Source organism: Paenibacillus timonensis (assembly GCF_022427145.1).
Lineage (GTDB): Bacteria > Bacillota > Bacilli > Paenibacillales > Paenibacillaceae > Fontibacillus > Fontibacillus timonensis.
Map to the genome: position 1 here is coordinate 20383 of NZ_JAKSXN010000030.1, position 24967 is coordinate 45349.

General features: G+C 50.5%; 31 protein-coding genes and 1 other annotated feature. All 31 genes read left to right on the forward strand.

Annotation, left to right across the window (positions count from 1 at the left end; all coding sequences use genetic code 11):
* The first annotated feature begins 12 nt into the window (after positions 1–12).
* The 31 genes from secE (at position 13) to rplF (ending at position 24944) form a co-directional block, all read left to right on the forward strand.
* Entirely contained in the window at positions 13–204 is a 192-nt protein-coding gene (gene secE / locus MJ257_RS13195) for a preprotein translocase subunit SecE (protein ID WP_009226623.1), read from the forward strand.
* Between the two features lie 23 nt (positions 205–227).
* Positions 228–761 carry a transcription termination/antitermination protein NusG gene (gene nusG, locus MJ257_RS13200; RefSeq protein WP_059040310.1) on the forward strand — a complete coding sequence of 178 codons (534 nt, stop codon included), beginning with the start codon at positions 228–230 and terminating at the stop codon, positions 759–761.
* 259 nt (positions 762–1020) lie between these two features.
* Positions 1021–1446, forward strand: a complete 426-nt coding sequence (rplK, locus tag MJ257_RS13205) for a 50S ribosomal protein L11 (protein WP_016310704.1) — start codon at positions 1021–1023, stop codon at positions 1444–1446.
* A 128-nt stretch (positions 1447–1574) separates the two neighbouring features.
* Positions 1575–2267 carry a 50S ribosomal protein L1 gene (rplA, locus tag MJ257_RS13210; protein WP_155608371.1) on the forward strand — a complete coding sequence of 231 codons (693 nt, stop codon included), beginning with the start codon at positions 1575–1577 and terminating at the stop codon, positions 2265–2267.
* Between the two features lie 81 nt (positions 2268–2348).
* Positions 2349–2501: a sequence feature (ribosomal protein L10 leader region), on the forward strand.
* Positions 2502–2545: 44 nt separating this feature from the next.
* A complete protein-coding gene (gene rplJ, locus MJ257_RS13215; RefSeq protein ID WP_240269698.1) occupies positions 2546–3049 on the forward strand; it encodes a 50S ribosomal protein L10 in 504 nt (167 codons plus the stop codon).
* A 67-nt stretch (positions 3050–3116) separates the two neighbouring features.
* Positions 3117–3482: a 50S ribosomal protein L7/L12 gene (gene rplL / locus MJ257_RS13220; protein ID WP_240269699.1), complete on the forward strand. Its 366-nt coding sequence runs from the start codon at positions 3117–3119 to the stop codon at positions 3480–3482.
* Between the two features lie 146 nt (positions 3483–3628).
* The gene (locus tag MJ257_RS13225; RefSeq protein ID WP_240269700.1) at positions 3629–4228 is read left to right on the forward strand and encodes a class I SAM-dependent methyltransferase; all 600 of its coding nucleotides are present in this window, start codon (positions 3629–3631) and stop codon (positions 4226–4228) included.
* 376 nt (positions 4229–4604) lie between these two features.
* Complete coding sequence (gene rpoB, locus MJ257_RS13230) at positions 4605–8150, forward strand: DNA-directed RNA polymerase subunit beta (protein ID WP_240269701.1); 3546 nt, start codon at positions 4605–4607, stop codon at positions 8148–8150.
* 45 nt (positions 8151–8195) lie between these two features.
* On the forward strand, positions 8196–11810 hold the full coding sequence (gene rpoC / locus MJ257_RS13235) for a DNA-directed RNA polymerase subunit beta' (RefSeq protein ID WP_240269702.1): 3615 nt from the start codon (positions 8196–8198) through the stop codon (positions 11808–11810).
* A 182-nt stretch (positions 11811–11992) separates the two neighbouring features.
* Positions 11993–12244, forward strand: coding sequence for a ribosomal L7Ae/L30e/S12e/Gadd45 family protein (locus tag MJ257_RS13240; RefSeq protein ID WP_240269703.1), 252 nt, complete (start codon positions 11993–11995; stop codon positions 12242–12244).
* A gap of 142 nt (positions 12245–12386) precedes the next feature.
* Positions 12387–12809: a 30S ribosomal protein S12 gene (gene rpsL / locus MJ257_RS13245; RefSeq protein WP_018753998.1), complete on the forward strand. Its 423-nt coding sequence runs from the start codon at positions 12387–12389 to the stop codon at positions 12807–12809.
* Positions 12810–13070: 261 nt separating this feature from the next.
* Positions 13071–13541 (forward strand): 30S ribosomal protein S7, encoded by a 471-nt coding sequence (rpsG, locus tag MJ257_RS13250; RefSeq protein WP_046680956.1) that lies wholly within the window; start codon positions 13071–13073, stop codon positions 13539–13541.
* Positions 13542–13588: 47 nt separating this feature from the next.
* The gene (fusA, locus tag MJ257_RS13255; protein ID WP_240269704.1) at positions 13589–15667 is read left to right on the forward strand and encodes an elongation factor G; all 2079 of its coding nucleotides are present in this window, start codon (positions 13589–13591) and stop codon (positions 15665–15667) included.
* 83 nt (positions 15668–15750) lie between these two features.
* Positions 15751–16941, forward strand: coding sequence for an elongation factor Tu (tuf, locus tag MJ257_RS13260; RefSeq protein WP_240269705.1), 1191 nt, complete (start codon positions 15751–15753; stop codon positions 16939–16941).
* Positions 16942–17200: 259 nt separating this feature from the next.
* Positions 17201–17509, forward strand: a complete 309-nt coding sequence (gene rpsJ / locus MJ257_RS13265; RefSeq protein WP_009226637.1) for a 30S ribosomal protein S10 — start codon at positions 17201–17203, stop codon at positions 17507–17509.
* Positions 17510–17554: 45 nt separating this feature from the next.
* Positions 17555–18178 carry a 50S ribosomal protein L3 gene (gene rplC, locus MJ257_RS13270; protein ID WP_068783690.1) on the forward strand — a complete coding sequence of 208 codons (624 nt, stop codon included), beginning with the start codon at positions 17555–17557 and terminating at the stop codon, positions 18176–18178.
* Positions 18179–18206: 28 nt separating this feature from the next.
* Positions 18207–18830: a 50S ribosomal protein L4 gene (gene rplD, locus MJ257_RS13275; protein WP_240269706.1), complete on the forward strand. Its 624-nt coding sequence runs from the start codon at positions 18207–18209 to the stop codon at positions 18828–18830.
* Positions 18830–19120, forward strand: a complete 291-nt coding sequence (gene rplW, locus MJ257_RS13280) for a 50S ribosomal protein L23 (RefSeq protein WP_240269707.1) — start codon at positions 18830–18832, stop codon at positions 19118–19120. The genes rplD and rplW overlap by 1 nt, the downstream gene beginning before the upstream one ends.
* A 28-nt stretch (positions 19121–19148) precedes the next feature.
* The gene (gene rplB, locus MJ257_RS13285; protein WP_240269708.1) at positions 19149–19979 is read left to right on the forward strand and encodes a 50S ribosomal protein L2; all 831 of its coding nucleotides are present in this window, start codon (positions 19149–19151) and stop codon (positions 19977–19979) included.
* Between the two features lie 73 nt (positions 19980–20052).
* On the forward strand, positions 20053–20331 hold the full coding sequence (gene rpsS, locus MJ257_RS13290; protein WP_059040324.1) for a 30S ribosomal protein S19: 279 nt from the start codon (positions 20053–20055) through the stop codon (positions 20329–20331).
* Between the two features lie 38 nt (positions 20332–20369).
* Positions 20370–20702, forward strand: a complete 333-nt coding sequence (gene rplV / locus MJ257_RS13295) for a 50S ribosomal protein L22 (protein ID WP_059040325.1) — start codon at positions 20370–20372, stop codon at positions 20700–20702.
* 13 nt (positions 20703–20715) lie between these two features.
* Positions 20716–21384 carry a 30S ribosomal protein S3 gene (gene rpsC / locus MJ257_RS13300; protein ID WP_240269709.1) on the forward strand — a complete coding sequence of 223 codons (669 nt, stop codon included), beginning with the start codon at positions 20716–20718 and terminating at the stop codon, positions 21382–21384.
* Between the two features lie 2 nt (positions 21385–21386).
* Positions 21387–21821, forward strand: coding sequence for a 50S ribosomal protein L16 (rplP, locus tag MJ257_RS13305; RefSeq protein WP_059040326.1), 435 nt, complete (start codon positions 21387–21389; stop codon positions 21819–21821).
* Entirely contained in the window at positions 21811–22011 is a 201-nt protein-coding gene (gene rpmC / locus MJ257_RS13310; protein ID WP_018753986.1) for a 50S ribosomal protein L29, read from the forward strand. The genes rplP and rpmC overlap by 11 nt, the downstream gene beginning before the upstream one ends.
* Before the next feature lie 51 nt (positions 22012–22062).
* Entirely contained in the window at positions 22063–22326 is a 264-nt protein-coding gene (rpsQ, locus tag MJ257_RS13315; RefSeq protein ID WP_009226647.1) for a 30S ribosomal protein S17, read from the forward strand.
* A gap of 36 nt (positions 22327–22362) precedes the next feature.
* On the forward strand, positions 22363–22731 hold the full coding sequence (gene rplN / locus MJ257_RS13320; protein WP_009226648.1) for a 50S ribosomal protein L14: 369 nt from the start codon (positions 22363–22365) through the stop codon (positions 22729–22731).
* Between the two features lie 52 nt (positions 22732–22783).
* A complete protein-coding gene (gene rplX, locus MJ257_RS13325; protein WP_009226649.1) occupies positions 22784–23137 on the forward strand; it encodes a 50S ribosomal protein L24 in 354 nt (117 codons plus the stop codon).
* Between the two features lie 33 nt (positions 23138–23170).
* Positions 23171–23713: a 50S ribosomal protein L5 gene (gene rplE / locus MJ257_RS13330; protein ID WP_068783686.1), complete on the forward strand. Its 543-nt coding sequence runs from the start codon at positions 23171–23173 to the stop codon at positions 23711–23713.
* A gap of 42 nt (positions 23714–23755) precedes the next feature.
* Complete coding sequence (locus MJ257_RS13335; RefSeq protein WP_009226651.1) at positions 23756–23941, forward strand: type Z 30S ribosomal protein S14; 186 nt, start codon at positions 23756–23758, stop codon at positions 23939–23941.
* Between the two features lie 31 nt (positions 23942–23972).
* Positions 23973–24371 (forward strand): 30S ribosomal protein S8, encoded by a 399-nt coding sequence (rpsH, locus tag MJ257_RS13340; RefSeq protein ID WP_036619532.1) that lies wholly within the window; start codon positions 23973–23975, stop codon positions 24369–24371.
* Between the two features lie 30 nt (positions 24372–24401).
* Positions 24402–24944 carry a 50S ribosomal protein L6 gene (gene rplF, locus MJ257_RS13345; protein WP_240269710.1) on the forward strand — a complete coding sequence of 181 codons (543 nt, stop codon included), beginning with the start codon at positions 24402–24404 and terminating at the stop codon, positions 24942–24944.
* Positions 24945–24967: the final 23 nt, after the last annotated feature.

A 24967-nucleotide genomic window follows, 5' to 3' on the forward strand; every position in this document is an offset into this window, starting at 1 on the left:
GTGTAGTCGCGCATGAAACGTAGTTTCAAGTCGTTGTTCTCTTTTTTCTCTGAGAGCTGGGCTGAGCTTAAAAAGGTTCGCTGGCCTAATCGTAAAGAGCTGACTAATTATACGCTGATTGTGCTCGGTACAATTACCGTTGTCGCGATTTATTTTTGGGTTCTGGACATCGGCATCTCTGCTGTGATCGAAGCGATAATTTAAGAAGGGTCCCTAGGTGGCTTGATATGGAAAAAAGATGGTACGTCGTTCATACCTACTCCGGGTATGAGAACAAAGTCAAAGCCAATTTGGAAAAACGCGTCGAGTCCATGGGCATGGAAGACAAGATATTCCGCGTTCTTGTTCCGATGGAAGAAGAAGTGGTGAACAAAGACGGTAAGAAGAAGACCGTCATGCGTAAGGTTTACCCCGGTTACGTCTTGGTGGAAATGATCCAAACCGACGATTCTTGGTATGTTGTTCGCAACACGCCGGGGGTCACCGGGTTTGTCGGCTCTACGGGTTCCGGTTCCAAGCCTACGCCGCTGCTCCCTGAAGAAGTGGATCAGATCTTGGCGCATATGGGCATGGAGGAACCGAAACCGGTCATCGAATTCGAACTCAAAGAATCCGTGCGCATCAAGGTTGGTCCTTTCGCCAATTTTGTTGGCTCGGTCGAGGAGATTCTGACCGACAAGAGCAAGGTTAAGGTTCACGTCAACATGTTTGGACGAGAAACCCCGCTTGAGCTGGATTACACTCAGGTGGAGAAGATATAATTGGTTATTCAAAAAGTTGAGTTTTCAGCACCGAGAAGGTTGGATGAAGCTAGGGACTGAGTAGCAGAGCGTAGCTGGAAGCTACGTGAGCAACGGAGGGCCCGGGTGAATTCAAGATTCGATGCCGAATCCGATTCATGATTACTTCGTGATCAAAAGTTGACTTTTTGAATTTCCTCTATTAAGGTTTCTTAGGGTTTCAAAGTGGGAGGAGCCGAAGGGTTCCGTCTACCACTATTAGGGCAAGGAGGTGTTTTACATGGCGAAAAAAGTTATCAAAGTGGTAAAACTGCAAATTCCTGCGGGTAAAGCGAACCCTGCACCTCCGGTAGGTCCGGCGCTGGGTCAAGCAGGTGTCAACATCATGGCATTCTGTAAGGAATTTAACGCACGTACCGCCGATCAAGCAGGTTTGATCATTCCGGTTGAAATTTCGGTGTTTGAAGATCGTTCTTTTACATTCATCACCAAAACTCCTCCGGCAGCCGTTCTGCTTCGCGTTGCAGCGAAGATCGAGAAAGGTTCCGGCGAACCGAACAAGAAGAAAGTGGCTACCGTGAAACGCGACACCGTTCGTCAAATCGCGGAGCAAAAAATGCCTGACCTGAACGCAGCATCCGTTGAAGCGGCTATGCGCATGGTTGAAGGTACCGCTCGCAGCATGGGCATCACGATCCAAGACTAATCTTGGACGAATGGATGGGATTTAGGATCTCATCCTCAGATGAATTACTATGTTGCGAAATGCGTTAACATAGCAATTCATCTTAAGTGGGAGGAATTTCCGCTAATACCACATAGGAGGACGAATTCATGGCTAAACACGGTAAGAAATACCTGGAAGCCGCTAAGCTGATCGACAGCGAAGCGACATATGAGCCTTCCGAAGCCGTTGAACTGGTGAAGAAGGCGGCGACTGCGAAATTCGACGAAACCGTTGAAGCTGCAGTTCGTTTGGGCGTAGACCCTCGTAAACAAGACCAAGCCGTTCGTGGTGTCGTTGTTCTGCCGCATGGCACGGGCAAAACCCAACGCGTATTGGTATTCGCCAAAGGCGACAAAGCGAAGGAAGCGGAAGCGGCCGGAGCGGATTTCGTCGGCGATCAAGACATGATCAACAAAATCCAACAAGGCTGGTTCGAGTTCGATGTCTGCGTAGCTACACCGGACATGATGAGCGAAGTTGGTAAACTCGGCCGTCTGCTCGGCGGTAAAGGCCTTATGCCTAACCCGAAAGCAGGCACGGTTACGTTTGACGTAGCTAAAGCCGTACAAGAAATCAAAGCCGGTAAAATCGAGTACCGTCTGGACAAAGCGGGTCAAATCCATGCGCCGATCGGTAAAGTATCGTTTACTTCCGAACAATTGAATGAGAACCTCAAAGCTCTCATCGACGCATTGAACCGGGCTAAACCGGCCGCTGCTAAGGGCGTATACTTGAAGAATATCGCGATTTCTTCGACCATGGGCCCAAGCGCTCGCGTGAATACGGCCGTTTACAGATAATACCTTCCGCACTTAGCGGATCGGGGATTGACACGCAAGTGTCCCCTTGGTATACTGAAACAGTTGTTTTGATGTGAGACTTAAATAAGAATATGCTTACCGTAGACAGTAGGTGCCGTAAGGCTTAATTTCCTACCGAGGTGTTGTGATAGAACGTCAATGCATGCAGCTTTGCTGTGTACAGATGATCCGTCAAGCCTTCGTGATTCTGCGGAGGCTTTTTTCAATGCCTTGCGGAAGTAGCAAGAGGCTCATGAATCTAATAGGAGGTGTGCAGTTTGGCAAACGCAAAAGTCATTCAAGCAAAACAAGAAGCCGTTGAAGCTGTAACGTCTAAATTGCGCGAAAGCGCAACGACCGTCGTTGCGGACTACCGCGGACTTAATGTTGCTCAAGTTACCGAACTCCGCAAACAGCTTCGTGAAGCTGGCGTGGAATTCCAAGTACTGAAGAACACGCTCGTTCGCCGCGCTACGGCTGCTGCGGAATTGACCGAGCTGGACGAAGTGTTGACCGGTCCTACGGCCATCGCGTTCAGTGTGGAAGATGCAATAGCTCCAGCCAAAATCTTGAGCGATTTCGCCAAGAAGAACGATGCCCTGAAAGTGAAAGGTGGCGTGGTTGAAGGCCGTGTTGTTGGCGTCGACCAAATCAAAGCGTTGGCGGATCTTCCGTCCCGCGAAGGTCTCCTTTCGATGCTCCTCAGCGTGCTCCAGGCACCGGTGCGCAACTTCGCACTGGCAGTCAAAGCCGTTGCCGAGAAAGAAGAAGCAAGCGCATAAGTTAGCCTTGCGGAAGCAAGTCATCTGATTCGCAAAAAATAAACTATTATATAATGGAGGTTCTACCATGAGTAAAGAAGCAATCTTGGAAGCAATCAAAGGTATGACCGTTCTGGAACTGAACGATCTCGTTAAAGCAATCGAAGAAGAATTCGGCGTAACTGCAGCAGCTCCGGTTGTTGTAGCTGGCGGCGGCGGCGGTGCTGCAGCAGTTGAAGAGCAAACTGAATTCGACGTAATCCTGACTAACGCGGGTGCATCCAAAATCAACGTTATCAAAGTGGTTCGCGAAATCACGGGCCTTGGCTTGAAAGAAGCAAAAGACTTGGTTGACAACGCTCCAAAACCACTGAAAGAAAAAGTGGGTAAAGAAGAAGCAGACAGCGTAAAAGCAAAATTGGAAGAAGCAGGCGCTACTGTAGAAGTGAAGTAATCGTTACTTCTCCTATAACAAACCCCTTGAACTTGTTTCAAGGGGTTTGTTGCCTATCTCCCCTTACATCATTCCGTGGGAATGGATAGATAATAGGGGAACAAGAATGGACGGAACCCTAGACGTAATGGAGGAATCGAAGAGACATGTCGGACCACTACTACACAAGCCAACCCACTACGGCGCATGATCGGAAAACCTGGGAGGTTTTGCTTCGGGGACAAAGGTATCGTTTCGTCAGCGACGCGGGCGTTTTCGCCAAAGAGGGCGTTGATTTCGGTAGCCGGACCTTGATTGAAGCGATGGACATTCCGGAGGATGCCGAAGTGCTTGATGTAGGCTGCGGATACGGACCGATCGGGCTTACGGCGGCCAAGCTGGCTAACCGGGGGCATGTGTTGATGATCGATGTGAATTCCCGCGCCGTGGAATTAGCCAAAGAGAATGCAGCTGCTAATGGCGTGAGCAACGTTACTATTATGGAAAGCGATTTGTTCTCGGCCGTAGGGGATCGAAGCTTCGACGTGGTGCTGACCAATCCGCCGATTCGCGCCGGCAAAGCTACGGTTCATGCGATCTTTGAAGGTGCCTGTGAACGCCTGCGTTCGGGCGGGTCGCTGTGGGTGGTTATTCAGAAGAAACAAGGTGCGCCGTCGGCGAAGGAGAAGTTGGAGTCGCTGTTTTCCCGGGTGGAGGAAGTGACGAAGGATAAGGGGTACCGCATTTATAGAGCGGTTAAAGCTTGAGCGGAATTCCGCGGATGCTTTAAAATTCGAATGAATCAAACTGAGGTTGACTTGACAAAACCGATATGTTATTATTATAAAATGTCAGCATTAGGATGCCCTCTGTGGCTTTAGTTTAGTGAAATGTCAATAGTTCTGCGAAAACAATGCATAAAAATGTGTTGTTTTACGTATAATATGCGCATTTTGGATAAACTAGTGAATACGGGGACATCAGAGCAGAAACAGACACGGATAAATGATGCTCTTTTTTCGAAAGCATTCGATAAGGGCTTTTCTTTATTTGTGGATGAATCCGTATGGTCCTATTATAAGGGCACAAACACGGGTTCGCAATGTATTTTTAAAGTGAGTAGACATGAGGGGTGAGTTTAAGTTGGCAGGACATCTTGTTCAATATGGTCGACGCACTCGGCGTAGTTATGCGCGAATTAACGAGATACTCGAAGTACCGAACCTGATCGAAATCCAACAGAAATCCTACGAGTGGTTCTTGGAAGAAGGCCTTCGGGAAATGTTCCAAGATATCTCGCCGATTCAGGATTTCACCGGAAATCTGGTGTTGGAGTTTATCGATTACAGCCTGGGCGAACCGAAGTATACGGTGGATGACGCGAAGGAACGCGACGTTACCTATGCGGCGCCGCTTCGGGTAAAAGTCCGGCTTATTAATAAGGAAACCGGCGAAGTCAAAGAGCAGGAAGTATTCATGGGAGATTTCCCGCTGATGACCGAAACCGGTACGTTCATTATTAACGGTGCGGAACGGGTTATTGTCAGCCAGTTGGTTCGCTCTCCTAGCGTCTATTTCAGTACGAAAGTAGATAAGAACGGCAAGAAAATGTATACCGCAACCGTGATTCCGAACCGCGGCGCATGGCTCGAGTTGGAGACGGATGCGAAGGATATTATTTATGTGCGGATCGACCGCACCCGCAAAATTCCGGTAACCGTACTGCTGCGTGCACTCGGCTTCGGAACGGATGCGGAGATTTTGGATTTGCTCGGCAATGACGAGTATATCCGCAACACGCTGGACAAAGACAACACGGATTCGACCGAGAAAGCCTTGATCGAAATCTACGAACGTCTGCGTCCGGGCGAGCCGCCGACTCTTGAGAATGCGAAGAGCTTGCTCGTAGCCCGCTTCTTCGATCCAAAACGTTACGATCTGGCCAACGTGGGCCGTTACAAAATCAATAAGAAGCTGCACATTAAGAACCGCTTGTTCAACCAACGTCTCGCCGAGACGCTGGTCGACACGAGCACGGGCGAAATTATCGCCGAAGCCGGCCAAATGGTGGACCGTCGTTTGCTGGATGAGATTTTGCCTCACCTGGAGAGCAACGTCGGTTTCAAGAACTACCATGTCGCCGGTGGCGTGCTTGACGCGGATGACGTGCCGCTGCAAACCATCGACGTATTCTCGCCAATCGAAGACGGCAAAGTGGTTAAAGTGATCGCGAACCGTAACATCGATAAATCGGTGAAGCATATCACGCCTGCTGATATTATTTCTTCGATCAGCTATTTTATCAATTTGCTGCATGGCATCGGCAGCACGGACGATATCGACCATCTCGGCAACCGTCGTCTGCGCTCGGTCGGGGAACTCCTGCAGAACCAATTCCGCATTGGCTTGTCCCGGATGGAACGCGTCGTGCGCGAAAGAATGTCGATTCAGGATGCGAACGTAATTACGCCGCAGGCGCTCATTAATATTCGTCCTGTGATCGCATCGATCAAAGAGTTCTTCGGCAGCTCGCAGCTGTCCCAGTTCATGGACCAAACGAACCCGCTTGCCGAATTGACGCATAAACGCCGTTTGTCCGCGCTCGGTCCGGGCGGTCTGACTCGGGAACGGGCCGGCATGGAAGTGCGCGACGTTCACCCGTCCCACTACGGCCGGATGTGTCCGATCGAAACGCCGGAAGGTCCGAACATCGGTTTGATCAACTCCTTGTCCACGTTTGCGCGGATTAACGAATACGGCTTTATCGAAGCTCCGTATCGCTGGGTTGATCCGAAGACGGGGACGGTTACCGATCAGGTTGCTTACCTGACGGCCGATGAAGAAGATAACTATATCATCGCTCAGGCAAACGCGAAGTTAACGGAAGATAACAAGTTCGAAGATGAATCGGTTATCGTTCGTTACAACAAGCAGTCGGATAACATCCTGACCATGCCGAGCAGCCGTGTAGACTACATGGATATTTCGCCGAAACAGGTCGTATCCGTCGCAACGGCGTTGATTCCGTTCTTGGAAAATGACGACTCGAACCGTGCGCTCATGGGTTCGAACATGCAACGTCAGGCCGTTCCGTTGCTCATTCCGAAAGCTCCGCTCGTCGGAACCGGGATGGAACATAAAGCAGCCAAGGACTCCGGTGTCTGCATTGTGTCGAAATATGACGGGATTATCGAACGGTCGGCAGCGAACGAAATTTGGCTCCGCCGGGTGGAAACCATTGACGGCAAGGAAGTCAAAGGCGACCTTGTTAAACATAAATTACACAAATTCATGCGTTCTAACCAAGGAACCTGCATTAACCAACGTCCGATCGTGAAGCGGGGAGACGTCATCAAGAAAGGCGACATCCTGGCTGACGGTCCTTCGACGGAAATGGGCGAATTGGCGCTTGGCCGCAACGTAGTCGTTGCCTTCATGACTTGGGAAGGTTACAACTACGAGGATGCGATCCTGCTCAGCGAGAAGCTGGTGAAGGAAGACGTATACACTTCGATTCACATCGAGGAATACGAATCCGAAGCCCGCGATACGAAGCTGGGGCCGGAGGAAATTACCCGCGACATTCCGAACGTCGGCGAAGAAGCGCTGCGTAACCTGGATGAGCGCGGCATTATCCGCGTAGGTGCGGAAATTGCTGCTGGCGATATCCTGGTTGGTAAAGTTACACCGAAGGGCGTAACCGAACTGACGGCCGAGGAACGCCTGCTGCACGCCATCTTCGGGGAGAAAGCCCGCGAAGTCCGCGATACTTCCTTACGCGTACCGCACGGTACGGACGGGATCGTGGTAGACGTGAAGGTATTTACCCGGGATAACGGCGACGAATTGCCGCCAGGCGTGAATCAACTCGTTCGCGTGTACATCGCGCAAAAACGGAAAATCTCCGAAGGCGACAAGATGGCCGGACGCCATGGTAACAAAGGGGTCGTGGCTCGTATTTTGCCGGAAGAAGATATGCCGTTCATGCCGGACGGAACGCCTGTACAGGTTGTCCTCAATCCGCTGGGCGTACCTTCGCGGATGAACATCGGGCAGGTACTGGAGATTCACTTGGGTATGGCCGCCCTGCAAATGGGTATTCATGTGGCTACGCCAGTATTTGACGGCGCCAACGAAGAAGATGTGTTCGACACGATGGAAGAAGCCGGCATGCAACGAAACGGTAAAACGATCCTTTATGATGGCCGCACAGGTGAGCCGTTTGAACGCGAAGTTACCGTCGGCGTCATGCACATGATCAAACTCGCGCACATGGTTGACGATAAAATCCATGCTCGTTCGACAGGTCCTTACTCGCTCGTTACGCAGCAGCCGCTGGGTGGTAAAGCTCAGTTCGGCGGTCAGCGTTTCGGGGAGATGGAAGTGTGGGCGCTGGAAGCTTACGGCGCCGCTTATACGCTGCAAGAGATTCTTACCGTCAAATCGGACGACGTGGTGGGCCGGGTGAAAACCTACGAATCCATCGTCAAAGGAGAAAACGTGCCTGAACCGGGCGTGCCTGAATCGTTTAAGGTCTTGATCAAGGAACTGCAAAGCTTGGGTATGGACGTCAAGATCCTGACCGAAAACGAAGAAGAGATCGAGATGAAAGAGATCGACGACGAGGACGATGCGTCGGGCGATAAGCTGAGTCTCAATCTGGAAGGCGCGGAAGTCGGCGTAGAATAGAGCGTTATACAGTCAAATCAGGACTTGGTTAAGGAGGGATGCTCCTTGTTGGACGTCAACAACTTCGAGTTTATGAAAATTGGGCTTGCTTCCCCAGATAAAATTCGTTCTTGGTCCCGCGGAGAAGTAAAGAAACCGGAAACGATCAACTACCGCACGTTGAAGCCAGAGAAGGAAGGGCTGTTCTGCGAAAAGATTTTTGGCCCGACCAAAGACTGGGAATGTCATTGCGGTAAATATAAACGCGTTCGCTACAAAGGCGTCGTCTGCGACCGCTGCGGCGTTGAGGTGACTCGCGCTAAAGTGCGCCGTGAACGGATGGGGCATATCGAGCTGGCAGCGCCGGTATCCCACATTTGGTACTTCAAAGGGATCCCGAGCCGGATGGGCCTTGCGCTCGACATGTCTCCGCGTTCCCTGGAAGAGATCATTTATTTTGCATCTTATGTCGTAACTGATCCAGGCGAAACGCCGCTGGAGAAAAAGCAGCTTTTGTCCGAGAAAGAATACCGCAGCTACCGCGAGAAATACGGTTATGGGTTCCAAGCCGGCATGGGTGCGGAAGCCGTGAAGAAGCTGCTCCAGGATCTCGACATCGACAAAGAGCTTGAATTCCTGAAGGAAGAATTGCGTACGGCCCAAGGTCAACGCCGCAACCGTGCGATCAAACGTTTGGAAGTCATCGAAGCGTTCAAAAGCTCCGGCAACGAGCCGGAGTGGATGATCCTCGACGTACTTCCGGTCATTCCGCCGGAACTTCGTCCGATGGTTCAACTCGATGGCGGCCGTTTTGCGACGTCCGACTTGAACGATCTGTACCGCCGCGTCATCAACCGGAACAACCGGTTGAAACGTCTGCTTGACTTGGGCGCCCCGGACATCATCGTCCAAAACGAGAAACGCATGCTGCAGGAAGCCGTTGACGCCCTGATCGACAACGGCCGCCGCGGCCGTCCGGTAACGGGCCCGGGCAACCGTCCTTTGAAATCCCTGAGCCACATGCTCAAAGGGAAACAAGGCCGTTTCCGGCAAAACTTGCTCGGGAAACGGGTTGACTACTCCGGTCGTTCCGTTATCGTCGTAGGACCTTACTTGAAAATGTATCAATGCGGTTTGCCGAAAGAAATGGCGCTGGAGCTGTTCAAACCTTTCGTGATGAAAGAGCTGGTGAACAAAGGTCTGGCCCATAACATCAAGAGTGCAAAACGCAAAGTCGAACGCGTCAGCCCGGAAGTTTGGGACGTGCTCGAGGAAGTCATTAAGGAGCATCCGGTTCTCTTGAACCGTGCCCCTACGCTTCACCGTCTCGGGATCCAGGCGTTCGAGCCGATCCTGGTTGAAGGCCGCGCCATCCGTCTGCATCCGCTCGTATGTACGGCGTATAACGCCGACTTCGACGGTGACCAGATGGCCGTCCACGTGCCGTTGTCCGCGGAAGCCCAGGCGGAAGCTCGCATCCTGATGCTGGCGTCCGGCAACATCCTGAACCCGAAAGACGGCAAGCCGGTCGTTACGCCTTCACAGGACATGGTCCTCGGTTCCTACTATCTGACGATGGATAACAAGGAAGCCAAAGGCGCCGGCATGATTCTGACTTCGGTCAACGAAGCAGTATCGGCTTATCAACGCGGCACGGCTTCGCTGCATGCGCGGGTAGCCATTCCGGCGAAAGCGCTGGGCAAAACCAGTTTTACGGAAGCCCAGCAAAATGCTCTGCTGATCACGACGGTTGGTAAAATCATTTTCAATGAGATTTTCCCGGCCAGCTTCCCGTATATTAACGAAGCGACACGCGTCAACCTGTTCCAAGGGACACCGGATCATTACTTCATCTATGAGAAGGGCGCCAACATTTTGGAACGGATCATGGCTGCGCCGCAAGCAAGTGGTGTAGGCAAGGAATATCTCGGCGAAATCATCGGCCGCTGCTTCGAAATCTACCATACGACGGAAACTTCCGTCATTTTGGACAGAATCAAGCAAACCGGCTTTACTTACTCGACTCGTGCGGGCGTAAGTATCGCGGTTTCGGACGTTATCGTTCCGCAAGAGAAGCAGGACATCCTGCGTGATTCCGATGAGAAAGTGCGCGTCGTAACGAATCAATACCGTCGCGGTTTGATTACGAACGAAGAACGTTATGACCGCGTTATCGATATCTGGTCCAAATGTAAGGACCAAATTACCGACGTGCTCATGAAATCGATGGACCGTTACAACTCCATCATGCTCATGGTTGACTCCAAAGCGCGCGGTAACAAATCGCAGATCACCCAGCTGGGCGGTATGCGGGGCTTGATGGCCAACCCGGCGGGCCGGATCATCGAGCTCCCGATCAAATCGAACTTCCGCGAAGGCCTGACCGTCCTCGAGTACTTCCTGTCGACGCACGGCGCGCGGAAAGGTTTGGCGGATACCGCGCTGCGGACTGCCGACTCCGGTTACCTGACTCGCCGTCTCGTAGACGTAGCTCAGGACGTAATCGTCCGCGAAGAAGATTGCGGTACGGATAAAGGCTTTACCGTTGGCGTGATCCAGGATGGCAAAGAGGTCATCGAGGACCTGTACGACCGGATCGAAGGACGTTACTCGTTCGAGACGATCAAGCATCCGCAAACGGGCGAGATCATTATTCACCGCAATGAATTGATCGACTCCGACAAAGCGCATGAAATCGTCAACGCGGGTATCGCCAAACTGCAAATCCGTTCCGTGCTCAGCTGCCGCGCCCGTCATGGCGTGTGCAAGAAGTGCTACGGGCGCAACCTGGCTACCGGGAAACACGTGGAGATCGGGGAAGCCGTCGGCATCATCGCGGCCCAATCGATCGGCGAACCGGGAACCCAGCTCACCATGCGTACGTTCCATACCGGGGGCGTTGCGGGTGACGATATTACCCAAGGTCTTCCGCGGATTCAGGAGCTGTTCGAGGCCCGGAATCCGAAAGGTCAAGCTACGATCAGTGAGATCGACGGCGTAATCAAAGAAATCCGCGAAGCCAAAGACCGTCGCGATATCGAGGTTCAAGGGGAAGCGGAAACGAAGGTTTACTCCGTCACCTACGGTTCCCGTCTGCGCGTCAGTGAAGGCGATGAGATCGAAGCCGGCGACGAACTGACCGATGGTTCGATCGACCCGAAAGAAATTTTGCGCATCAAAGGGATTCGCGGCGTACAGAACTACATTTTGCAGGAAGTACAACGCGTATACCGGAACCAGGGCGTAGAAATCAACGACAAGCACGTTGAGGTCATGATTCGCCAAATGCTGCGCAAGATCCGGATCGTGGATGCCGGCGATACGCCGCTCCTGCCGGGATCTTTCGTCGACCTGCATGAGTACGAAGTTGCCAATAAAGACGCGATCCTGTCCGGAAAAGAGCCGGCGGTTGCCAAACCGGTCCTGCTCGGGATTACGAAAGCGTCGCTGGAAACCGACTCCTTCCTGTCCGCCGCTTCCTTCCAGGAAACGACGCGGGTGCTTACCGACGCGGCCATCAAAGGCAAAGTCGACAAGCTGCTCGGCTTGAAAGAGAATGTCATCATCGGTAAGCTGATTCCGGCCGGTACCGGCATGAATCGTTATCGCAGCATTCAATTTGAAGAACCGGAGCAAGACGAGGCTGCGGAAGAAAACCTAGAGCCTGTTTCCGTCGAATAATGATAATGATAGGATGAAAGATAAGCCGGCGCGGCCCTGAAGTGAGTTGTATCCGGGTCGCGCCGGCCCTGTTTTTCACCACGAAATCCGATGAATAATTTGCTTGACATCGGCTATAGCGGAGTGATACTATATCATAGTGCGTGAGTACGGATATACCCTGTGCTTTGGAGGACGTCATCATGTCTAATGATAAAGGACTACGGGACGCACCGGTTAAGATCGGCACCAAACAAACCATGCGAATGGTCGAACTTGGACGGGCCGAGGAAGTTTATGTTGCTGAGAATGCAGATCCGCGTCTTACGTCAAGGATCGTCGCCTTATGCAACCAACATGCCGTCAAGGTCACTTATGTGGATACGATGGCCAATCTCGGCAAGGCTTGCGGGATTGAAGTGGGAGCGGCGATGGCTGCGATCGTAAAGTCATAGTTGATCGAAAATGTTTTTGCTAATGAGGGGAACTCCTTGGCAAAAACATTTCCTTTGTTCTTTTATGAACCGCCTGGGTCTGTGGGCTTAATCAAGAGGTTTGTAAAAAGATTTGAATTCTGAGGAAGGGGGTGGCAACAACATGCCAACAATTAACCAATTAGTACGTAAGGGACGCCAAGATAAGGTGTACAAATCCAAATCGCCAGCGCTGCAAAGAGGGTTCAACGCTCTGAAACGCGAGGCTACGGATCTGAGCTCCCCGCAAAAACGCGGCGTCTGCACTCGTGTAGGTACAATGACTCCGAAGAAACCGAACTCCGCACTTCGTAAATATGCCCGTGTTCGTTTGACGAACCGTGTAGAGGTGACGGCTTACATTCCAGGGATCGGTCACAACCTGCAAGAGCACAGCGTTGTGCTGATTCGTGGCGGCCGGGTCAAAGACCTTCCGGGTGTACGTTACCATATCGTACGCGGAGCTTTGGACACCGCTGGGGTTAACAACCGGATGCAAGCTCGTTCCAAATACGGCGCGAAACGTCCGAAAGCGAAGAAGTCCTAAGATCATTCGTGATCGAAGGCGGCTTTGTGAACTAGCATTTCAATGAAGGTTCAAAAAGTTGGGTTTGGAGCACCGAGAAGGTTGGATGAAGCTAGGGACTGAGTAGCGGAACGTAGCTGTAAGCTACGTGAGCAACGGAAGGCCCGGCTGAATTCAAGATTCGATGTCGAATAAGCTTCTCTGTTCCTGCCTCGTGATCGAAAGACAACTTTTTGAATTACTACTTGGTTTGAATTATTGTTGAAAGGGGGATAACAAACTATGCCACGCAAAGGTCCAGTTACGAAAAGAGACGTGTTGCCAGATCCAGTGTATAACAGCAAATTGGTTACTCGCTTGATCAACCGCATCATGCTTGACGGTAAACGCGGCGTTGCTCAAAGCATTCTGTACAATGCGTTCAACATCATTCAAGAGCGCACGGGGAACGACCCTATGGAAGTGTTTGAAGCAGCGATCAAGAATATCATGCCTGTACTGGAAGTTAAAGCTCGCCGTGTCGGCGGTGCAAACTACCAGGTTCCGATCGAGGTTAAACCAGAGAGACGTACATCCTTGGGATTACGTTGGCTCGTAAACTACTCCCGCAACCGCGGTGAGAAAACGATGGAAGAGCGTTTGGCTGCCGAGATCATCGACGCATCCAACAACACAGGCGCTTCCGTGAAGAAACGCGAAGATACGCACAAAATGGCGGAAGCGAACAAAGCGTTCGCGCACTACCGTTGGTAGGATAACGCCCGTATTTCAAAATTTATATTTTGAAGGGAGACAGATTCATGGCAAGAGAGTTCTCCTTGAAAAATACACGTAATATCGGGATCATGGCGCATATTGACGCCGGTAAGACAACCACGACGGAACGGATCTTGTTCTACACAGGCCGTACGCACAAAATCGGGGAAGTTCACGAGGGTGCTGCTACGATGGACTGGATGGAACAAGAGCAAGAGCGCGGAATCACGATTACGTCCGCTGCGACGACCGCTCAATGGAAAGGTCACCGCGTAAATATCATCGATACCCCGGGACACGTCGACTTCACCGTTGAAGTCGAACGTTCCCTGCGTGTATTGGACGGGGCTGTAGGCGTGTTCAGTGCTAAAGAAGGCGTTGAGCCGCAGTCTGAAACCGTTTGGAGACAAGCTGACCGCTATGGCGTTCCTCGGATCGCCTATGTCAACAAAATGGATATCATCGGTGCCGATTACCTGAACGTTGTCAAAGATATGCGCGAGCGTCTGCAAGCGAATGCCGTTGCGATCCAATTGCCGATCGGTGCGGAAAACGATTTTGTCGGGATTATCGACATCATCGCTCAAAAAGCGTTTATGTACAGAGATGATCTGGGACAGCAAATCGATGAGGTAGAAATCCCTGCGGAATTCACTGCACAAGTTGAAGAACTTCGTGCGGAGTTGGTAGAGAAGGTTGCCGAGCTGGATGAAGAATTGACGATGAAATACCTCGAAGGTGAGGAAATCAGCGTTGAGGAACTGAAAGCGGCGCTTCGCAAAGGCGTTTGCGAAGTAAAAATCTTCCCTGTCATCTGCGGCTCTTCCTACCGTAACAAAGGGGTTCAGCTGATGCTGGACGCCGTTATCGACTACTTGCCAGCTCCGGTTGACGTACCAAGTATCCAAGGTCACTTGGAGGACGGTACGGAAGTGGAACGTCATTCTTCCGACGAAGAACCGTTCGCGGCGCTTGCATTTAAGATCATGACGGACCCTTACGTTGGTAAGCTGACGTTCTTCCGCGTATACTCCGGTATTTTGCAATCCGGTTCCTACGTGCTGAACGCAACGAAAGGTAAACGCGAACGGATCGGCCGTATTCTTCAAATGCATGCGAACAGCCGTCAGGAAATCAACGAAGTTTACGCTGGTGACATCGCGGCTGCCGTTGGTTTGAAAGATACCGGCACGGGTGATACACTGTGTGATGAGAAGTCTCCGGTTATTCTCGAATCGATGAACTTCCCTGATCCGGTTATCGAAATTGCCGTTGAACCTAAGACGAAAGCCGACCAAGACAAAATGGGCGTTGCTCTCGGTAAACTGACGGAGGAAGACCCAACGCTTCGTGCTCACACGGATGAAGAAACGGGACAAACGATCCTTGCGGGTATGGGTGAGCTTCACCTTGATATCATCATTGACCGGATGCGCCGCGAATTCAAAGTTGAGACGAACGTAGGTAAACCACAAGTTGCTTATCGTGAAACGTTCAAAGCTCCTGCACGCGTCGAAGGTAAATTCGTTCGTCAGTCCGGTGGCCGCGGTCAATACGGTCACGTCTGGGTTGAATTCGAACCGCTGGAACCAGGTACAGGCAACCAATTCGACAGCAAGATCGTCGGTGGCTCCGTGCCTCGGGAGTACATTGCTCCTGCACAACAAGGTATTGAAGAAGCTATGAAGAATGGCGTACTCGCAGGCTTCCCGCTTGTAGACGTTAAAGCCACGATCGTAGACGGTTCTTACCATGATGTTGACTCCAGTGAAATGGCGTTTAAAATCGCCGGCTCTATGGCCCTGAAAGCGGCTAAAGAGAAGTGTCAACCGGTTCTGCTTGAGCCGATCATGAAAGTTGAAGTAACGGTGCCTGAGGAGTACATGGGTGACGTTATGGGTATGCTGAACTCTCGCCGTGGCCGTATCGAAGGTATGGATTCCCGCGGTGGTGCGCAGATTATCCGTGCGAAAGTGCCTCTCTCCGAAATGTTCGGTTACTCGACAACCCTTCGTTCCGGTACGCAAGGACGCGGCGTATTCTCGATGGAACTTTCTCATTACGAAGAAGTTCCGAAAACAATCGCCGAAGAAATCGTATCCAAGAACAAAGGCGGAGACTAATTTAATGTATTTACCGGTCGGAGGATTTGTTCTTCCGAACGGTCACACATAACAATCCATATTTTAAGGAGGAACTGTTTAAAATGGCAAAGGCTAAATACGAACGTACAAAACCGCACGTTAATATCGGTACGATTGGTCACGTCGACCATGGTAAAACAACTCTGACTGCAGCCATTACGACTGTATTGTCCAAAAAATACGGCGGCGCAGCCGTAGCTTTCGATCAAATCGACAAAGCTCCGGAAGAACGCGAACGCGGTATCACAATCTCGACGGCACACGTTGAGTACGAAACCAACAACCGTCACTATGCACACGTTGACTGCCCAGGGCACGCCGACTATGTTAAAAACATGATCACCGGCGCGGCTCAAATGGACGGCGCAATCCTGGTTGTATCCGCAGCTGACGGCCCAATGCCGCAAACTCGCGAGCACATCCTGTTGTCCCGTAACGTAGGCGTTCCTTACATCGTCGTATTCTTGAACAAATGCGACATGGTTGAAGACGATGAGTTGCTTGAACTGGTTGAAATGGAAGTTCGCGACCTGCTGAACGAATATGAGTTCCCAGGCGACGACACTCCAATCATTCGCGGTTCCGCTCGTGAAGCTCTGCAAAACCCTGAAGGCGAATGGGCTCAAAAAATCGTTGAAATGTTCGAAGTCATCGACGAGTACATTCCGCTTCCAGAACGCCCAGTCGACAAACCGTTCCTGATGCCTGTCGAGGACGTATTCTCGATCACTGGCCGCGGTACGGTAGCTACCGGCCGTGTAGAACGCGGTACGGTTAAAGTCGGCGACGAAATCGAAATCGTGGGTATCGTTGAAGAAACGAAAAAATCCGTCGTTACCGGCGTTGAAATGTTCCGTAAATTGCTCGATTCCGCTCAAGCGGGCGACAACATCGGCGCATTGCTCCGCGGTGTTGACCGTAAAGAAATCGAACGCGGTCAAGTATTGGCTAAACCGGCTTCCGTTAATCCGCACACTGAGTTTACCGCTCAAGTGTACGTATTGACCAAAGAAGAAGGCGGACGCCATAAGCCGTTCTTCTCCGGCTACCGTCCTCAGTTCTACTTCCGTACAACGGACGTAACTGGCATCATCAACCTGCCAGAAGGTACTGAAATGGTTATGCCTGGCGACAACATCGAAGTTACCGTTCAACTGATCTCCCCGATCGCGATCGAAGAAGGAACTCGCTTCTCCATTCGTGAAGGCGGCCGTACAGTTGGATCCGGTGCCGTTGTTTCCATCAGCAAATAAGAAGGCTTTACAGCCTGAAAGAAGGAGCTGCTCTCCGGTTTCGGAGAGCAGCTCCTTTTATTTATTGGAAAACGAAAACTTCAGATTTTATGCTTGCATTCCGCCTATCTTTTCTATATAATAGTGAATGTTGTTCTGTGACGTTGCGATGATGTGAGAGGTTACTGACACACCCGGCCCCTTTGCCATGGGAGGGTTGCCAGAAAATTTTCACGGAGTATGTCCGATACTAAATTGGGCGATAGAAGGAGGGACTAAAATGGCAAAGCAAAAAATTCGTATTCGTTTGAAAGCTTACGACCACAGAATTCTTGATCAATCCGCAGAGAAAATCGTTGAAACGGCAAAACGTTCGGGTGCTGGCGTATCCGGGCCGATTCCGCTGCCAACTGAGAAACAAGTGATTACTATTCTCCGTGCGGTACACAAGTACAAGGATTCCCGGGAACAATTCGAACAACGGACGCACAAGCGTCTGATCGACATCGTGAACCCGACTCCACAAACTGTGGATGCCTTGATGCGCTTGGACCTGCCGTCCGGTGTAGATATCGAAATCAAATTGTAATACCTACTATTGTAAGGTAACCAGGAAAGGAAAAGAGGTGTCAACATGAAAGGTATCTTAGGGAAAAAACTTGGAATGACTCAAGTGTTTACTCCGGAGGGGAATGTCATTCCCGTAACGGTTATTGAGGCAAGCTCTAACGTGGTTCTGCAGAAGAAAGATCTGGAGAATGACGGCTATGAAGCGATTCAAATCGGTTATGCCGATAAGAAGGAAGCAAGAGCAAACAAACCGGAAGTTGGGCATGCGAAGAAAGCAGGCGCAACGCCTAAGCGCTACGTTCGCGAAATTCGCGGTGTTGATTTGGCAGGATACGAGGTTGGCCAAGAGGTCAAAGTTGATATTTTTGCTGAAGGCGAATTTGTTGACGTAACAGGTATTTCGAAGGGTAAAGGATTCCAAGGCGTAATCAAACGCTGGGGACAAAGCCGCGGCCCGATGGCTCACGGTTCCCGTTACCATCGCAGACCAGGTTCCATGGGTTCCATCCAAGCGAACCGCGTTCCGAAAGGCAAACACCTTCCAGGACATATGGGTAGCGAAACCGTAACGATCCAAAACCTCGAAATCGTGCGCGTGGATGCAGAACGCAACGTACTGCTTGTTAAAGGCTCGATTCCAGGTCCTAAAAACAGCTTCGTTAAAATCAAACAAACCATTAAGAAATAATTAGCCCTCAAGAAAGGAGGAACATCAAATGCCAAAAGTAGCACTTTTCAATATTAGCGGTAGCCAAGTGGGCGAAGTGGAATTGAACGATGCCGTATTCGGAATTGAGCCGAACACGCATGTCCTTCATGAAGCTGTAGTGATGCAGCGCGCTTCCCTGCGTTTCGGTACGCATAAAGTTAAAGGACGCTCCGAAGTTCGTGGCGGCGGCCGTAAGCCTTGGAAACAAAAAGGTACGGGTCGCGCTCGTCAAGGCTCCATTCGCGCTCCTCAATGGAAAGGCGGCGGCGTGGTATTCGGACCAACTCCGCGCAGCTATTCCTACAAACTGCCTAAGAAAGTTCGTCGTTTGGCGATCAAATCGGCGCTCTCGTCGAAAGTGATCGATCAGGATATCATCGTATTGGACGCACTTGCGATGAGCGCTCCTAAAACGAAAGAATTCGCAGCGATTTTGAACAACCTGAAAGTGGAACGCAAAGCTTTGATCGTAGCGCCTAGCTATGACGACAATCTGGCGCTTTCCGCACGCAATATCCCAGGTGTTAAATTCGTAGCAGCAGACGGCATTAATGTTCTTGACGTGCTGACGCACGACAAACTGATCATTACGAAGGAAGCAGTTCAGAAGGTAGAGGAGGTGCTCGCGTAATGAAAGATCCTCGCGATATTATCAAACGCCCGGTGATTACGGAACGGTCTTCGGAATACATGAACGACCTGAAATATGTCTTCGAAGTAGACCTTCGTGCCAACAAAACCGAAATCAAGCAAGCTGTTGAATCGATTTTCGGCGTTAAGGTGCAGAACGTAAACACCCTGCGTGTTCCCGGGAAGCTGAAACGTTACGGACGCTACTCCGGATACACTCCCGAATGGAAGAAAGCTTTTGTTACATTGACGGCGGACAGCAAGCCGCTTCAATTCTTTGAATCGGTATAAAATCGTTTAAAGTAAGGAGGGAAATCTCGTGCCAATCAAAAAGTACAAACCGACATCCCCGGCAAGACGCGCCATGAGCGTATCGACCTTCGAAGAAATCACGACGGATCAGCCGGAGAAATCTTTGCTTGCGCCGCTGAGCAAAACGGCCGGCCGCAACAACCAAGGTAAAATCACTGTTCGTCACCACGGCGGCGGACATAAACGTAAATACCGCATCATCGACTTCAAACGGAACAAAGATGGAATTCCAGGCCGCGTTGCTACGATCGAATACGATCCGAACCGGACTTCGAACATCGCTTTGATCCATTATGCCGATGGCGAAAAACGCTACATCATCGCTCCGAAAGGCTTGAAAGTGGGCGATGTGATCGAATCCGGCGCAGGTTCCGATATCAAAATCGGTAACGCGCTGCCGCTGGAGAACATTCCGGTAGGTACCGTGATCCACAACATCGAACTGAAGCCTGGTAAAGGCGGACAACTCGTTCGTGCTGCGGGTACGGAAGCTCAATTGCTCGGTAAAGAGGATAAATACGTAACGATCCGCCTGTCTTCTGGCGAAGTTCGTAAAGTCCTGAAAGTTTGCCGCGCGACGATCGGTTCCGTAGGTAACGGTGACCATGAGCTCGTGAAAATCGGTAAAGCGGGACGCAGCCGCTGGCTCGGACAACGTCCGGAAGTGCGCGGTGTCGTCATGAACCCGAACGATCACCCACACGGTGGTGGTGAAGGTCGCGCTCCGATCGGCCGTAAATCTCCGTTGTCTCCTTGGGGCAAACCGACCCTTGGTTACAAAACGCGTAAAAAAGGCAAAGCTTCTGATAAATATATCGTTCGCCGTCGCACGAAGTAATCCGCATTTCGCGGATCACTTCGCGGCTTGAACGAGCGTAACTTGCAGCGCATTGTGAAGGGAGGATAAATGAATGAGTCGCAGTCTGAAAAAGGGACCTTTTATCGACGGTTACCTGCTTAAGAAAGTGGAGGAAGCGAGCGCTTCGAACAAGAAGGTTGTGATCAAAACTTGGTCCCGTCGCTCCACGATCTATCCGCAATTCATTGGTCATACGTTTGGTGTCTATGACGGCCGCAAGCACGTACCGGTGTACGTAACCGAGGATATGGTCGGACATAAACTGGGCGAATTTGCTCCAACCCGGACCTACAAAGGTCATACGGATGACGATAAGAAAACGAGACGTTAATCACGATAAGTTCTTCGTTTGAGAGGAGGTAATACTACATGGAAGCTAAAGCACATGCAAGATCGATTCGTATTGCTCCCCGCAAAGCTCAGCTCGTTATCGACCTGATCCGCGGTAAGCAAGTTGGCGACGCGATCGCGATTCTGCGCCATACGCCAAAAGCGGCATCCCCGATCGTGGAGAAGCTTTTGAACTCGGCGATTGCCAATGCTGAACATAACTATTCTATGGATGTAAATAAATTGGTGATTACGCAAGCCTACGTAAACCAAGGCCCGACGATGAAACGTTTCCGTCCACGGGCTATGGGACGTGCTAGCCGGATCAACAAACGCACCAGCCACATTACTTTGGTGGTATCCGAAAAATAAGGAGGGAAAACGTGTGGGCCAAAAGGTAAATCCGGTCGGATTACGAGTAGGGATTATCCGTGATTGGGAATCCAAATGGTACGCAGGCAAAGATTTTGGTGATCTTTTGCTGGAAGACGTAAAAATTCGTGAACACCTGAAAAATAAACTGAAAGACTCCGCGGTATCTCGGATTGAGATCGAGAGAGCGGCGAATCGTGTGAACGTGACGATCCACACAGCCAAGCCGGGTATGGTTATCGGTAAAGGTGGTTCGGAAGTGGAAAACCTGCGCGGTGAAATTACGAAAATCGCAGGCGGCAAAAAAGTTCACATCAACATCTCTGAAATCAAACACCCTGACCTTGACGCAATTCTGGTCGCAGAAAGCATTGCACAACAATTGGAACGTCGCGTTTCTTTCCGTCGTGCGCTGAAACAAGCGATTCAAAGAACGATGCGTTCGGGAGCTAAAGGGATTAAAACGGCAGTCAGCGGTCGTCTCGGCGGCGCTGAAATCGCTCGTACGGAAGGCTACAGTGAAGGAACTGTTCCACTTCATACGCTCCGCGCCGACATCGATTACGGTACGGCAGAAGCGCATACGACTTACGGCCGCATCGGCGTAAAAGTATGGATTTATCGTGGAGAGGTTCTTCCTACGGCTAAGAAACAACAAGCTGTTCAGGAAGGAGGCAACTAATCATGTTGGTACCAAAACGTGTAAAACACCGCAAGCAACAACGCGGTAATATGAGAGGCCAAGCAAAAGGCGGCACCGAATTGAACTTCGGCGAATACGGCCTGCAAGCTCTGGAGCCGACTTGGATTACGAACCGTCAAATCGAAGCAGCGCGTATCGCGATGACTCGTTACATCAAACGTGGCGGTAAAGTATGGATTAAAATTTTCCCTGACAAGCCGATTACTCAGAAGCCTCTTGAAGTCCGGATGGGTAGCGGTAAAGGTAACGTAGAGAAATGGGTCGCAGTTGTGAAGCCGGGCAAAATCATGTTTGAGCTTGCCGGCGTATCGGAGGAAATTGCACGCGAAGCTATGCGTCTTGCCGCCCACAAACTGCCGATCAAAACGAAGTTTGTGAAACGTGAAGAATTGGGTGGTGAAGCAAATGAAAGCTAATGAACTTCGCAACTTAACCACTGCAGAAATCGAACAAAAAATCGCAGGTTTTAAAGAAGAACTCTTTAACCTCCGTTTTCAGTTGGCTACCGGCCAACTCGATAACCCGACTCGGATCCGCGATGTGCGTAAGGAAATAGCTCGTGCTAAAACCGTTATCCGTGAAAGAGAACTTGGGATTATCAGTTAAGAAGCGCCAAACGCATAAGCGAAGCGCCTAAGTCCAGGAAGGAGGCTAACCATGAGCGAACGTAACAGCCGTAAAGTGCAAATTGGTAAAGTCGTCAGCGACAAGATGGACAAAACGATCGTTGTTGCTGTAGAAACCTACAAAAAGCATGATTTGTACCACAAGCGCATTAAATACACGAAGAAATTTAAAGCGCATGACGAGAACAACACTGCGAAAATCGGCGACATCGTCAAAATCGCCGAAACTCGCCCGCTGTCCAAAGACAAACGCTGGAGACTCGTTGAAGTCGTTGAAGAAGCGGTTATCATTTAATAGCACGGTAGCTTAGACCGAAAGGAGGAAATATCCATGATTCAACCATTTACACGTTTGCAGGTTGCTGACAACTCCGGCGCGAAGGAACTGATGTGTATCCGCGTATTGGGCGGTACGGGTCGTCGTACGGCACAAATCGGTGATCTGATCGTTTGCTCCGTCAAACAAGCAACACCAGGCGGCGTTGTCAAAAAAGGTGATGTAGTCAGAGCGGTTGTCGTTCGTACGAAACGTTCGGTTCGTCGTAAAGACGGTTCCTACATTGCATTCGACGAGAACGCAGCGGTTGTTGTTAAAGAAGATAAGAGCCCACGCGGAACGCGTATCTTCGGACCTGTTGCCCGCGAACTTCGCGACAAGGACTTTATGAAGATCGTTTCCTTGGCTCCGGAAGTTATCTAAGAACACCCCGTAAGCCAATGGGGAGCCCGATTTAACAGGAGGTGTAAACCAAGTGCCTAGACTGAAGAAGATTCTTGAATCTCATAACAATAAGCTGCACGTCAAAAAGGACGACACGGTGATCGTGATTTCCGGTAAAGACAAAGGCAAAAAAGGCCGCGTCATCGCCGCTTATCCTCGCGAAAACCGCGTGCTTGTGGAAGGCGTGAACATGGTTAAGAAACATCAAAAACCAAACCAACTGAACCCACAAGGCGGCATCATCGAGAAAGAAGCTCCGATTCACGTTTCGAACGTAATGCACGTTGATCCGAAGAGCGGAAAAGTAACCCGTATCGGTTACAAAGTATTGGACAACGGCAAGAAAGTTCGCGTAGCGAAAAGATCCGGAGAAGTAATCGACTAATCCAGTAACGTTAAGAAAGGAGGTCCATGATTCATGGCAGCAAGATTGAAAGAACGCTTTTTGAACGAAGTAACACCTGCTTTGGTTCAAAAATTCAACTATACAACGGTAATGCAAGTGCCGAAGATCGAGAAAGTCGTTATCAACATGGGTGTTGGTGACGCTGTAGCGAACTCCAAAGTACTTGATTCCGCAGTAAACGATATGCAGTTGATCGCTGGTCAAAAGCCGGTTATCACCCGTGCGAAGAAATCCATCGCCGGTTTCAAACTGCGTGAGAACATGCCGATCGGCGTGAAAGTAACCCTTCGCGGTGACCGCATGTACCATTTCCTCGACAAACTGTTTAACGTAACGCTTCCGCGCGTCCGTGACTTCCACGGCGTATCGACGAAAGCATTCGACGGTCGCGGCAACTATACGCTGGGCCTGAAAGAGCAACTGATTTTCCCTGAGATCGAGTACGATCAAGTGGATAAAGTGCGTGGTATGGATATCGTCATCGTAACGACGGCGAAGACCGACGAAGAATCCCGCGAGCTCTTGACGCAACTCGGCATGCCGTTTGCTAAGTAAAAGTCCATTTTCTCCGAAACTATTTAGGAGGTGTCAGGCTAAGTGGCTAAAACTTCGATGAAAGTTAAACAACAACGTACACCTAAATTCAAAGTTCGGGCTTATACCCGTTGTGAACGTTGTGGTCGCCCACATTCGGTATTGCAAAAGTACAAGATTTGCAGAATTTGCTTCCGTGAATTAGCTTATAAAGGCCAGATTCCTGGCGTGAAAAAAGCAAGCTGGTAATTAATCAACAACGGGAAGGAGGTTTACACGTATGACTATGTCAGATCCAATTGCAGATATGCTTACTCGTATTCGTAACGCCAACACGGTGCGTCACGAGACGGTTGAACTGCCTGCGTCCACGATCAAGAAACAAATCGCCGAGATCCTGAAGCGTGAAGGTTTCATCCGTGACGCTGAATATATCGACGATAACAAACAAGGGATCATCCGTATTTTCCTGAAATACGGCCCGAACAACGAACGCGTCATCTCTGGACTTAAGAGAATCAGTAAACCAGGCCTTCGCGTGTACACGAAAAGCAACGAAATTCCTCGTGTCCTCGGCGGCTTGGGTATCGCGATTATCTCCACTTCCAAAGGTGTCATGACTGACAAGGAAGCTCGCCAGTCCAAAGCCGGCGGCGAAGTTGTCTGCTACGTTTGGTAATTAACGTCTTATAACAAGGAGGTGCAATAAATGTCTCGTATTGGTCGCAAACCAATTACAGTACCAAGTGGTGTGGATGTCACACTTGATAATAGCGTCATTACGGTAAAAGGGCCGAAAGGCACTTTGACTCGTGAGCTTCACAAGGACATCAAGGTATCGGTTGAAGGCAACGTGATTTCCGTTGAGCGTCCTTCTGATAATAAATTACATCGTTCCCTGCATGGCACGACTCGCTCCGTTGTGAGCAACATGGTCAGCGGGGTAACGGAAGGTTTCTCCAAATCGCTCGAGCTGGTTGGTGTCGGTTACCGCGCAAGCTTGTCCGGCAACAAACTGGTCCTGAACGTAGGTTACTCCCACCCGGTGGAAATTACGCCGGAAGCGGGCATCGAATTTGAAGTGCCTTCGAATACGAAGATCATCGTTAAAGGGATCAATAAAGAGCGCGTAGGCGAATACGCTGCTAAAATTCGTTCCGTCCGCGAACCTGAGCCATACAAAGGCAAAGGGATCAAGTATGAAGGCGAACGCATCATTCGTAAGGAAGGTAAAGCCGGTAAGAAGAAATAAGTTTCTTCTTAACCTGCCTATCC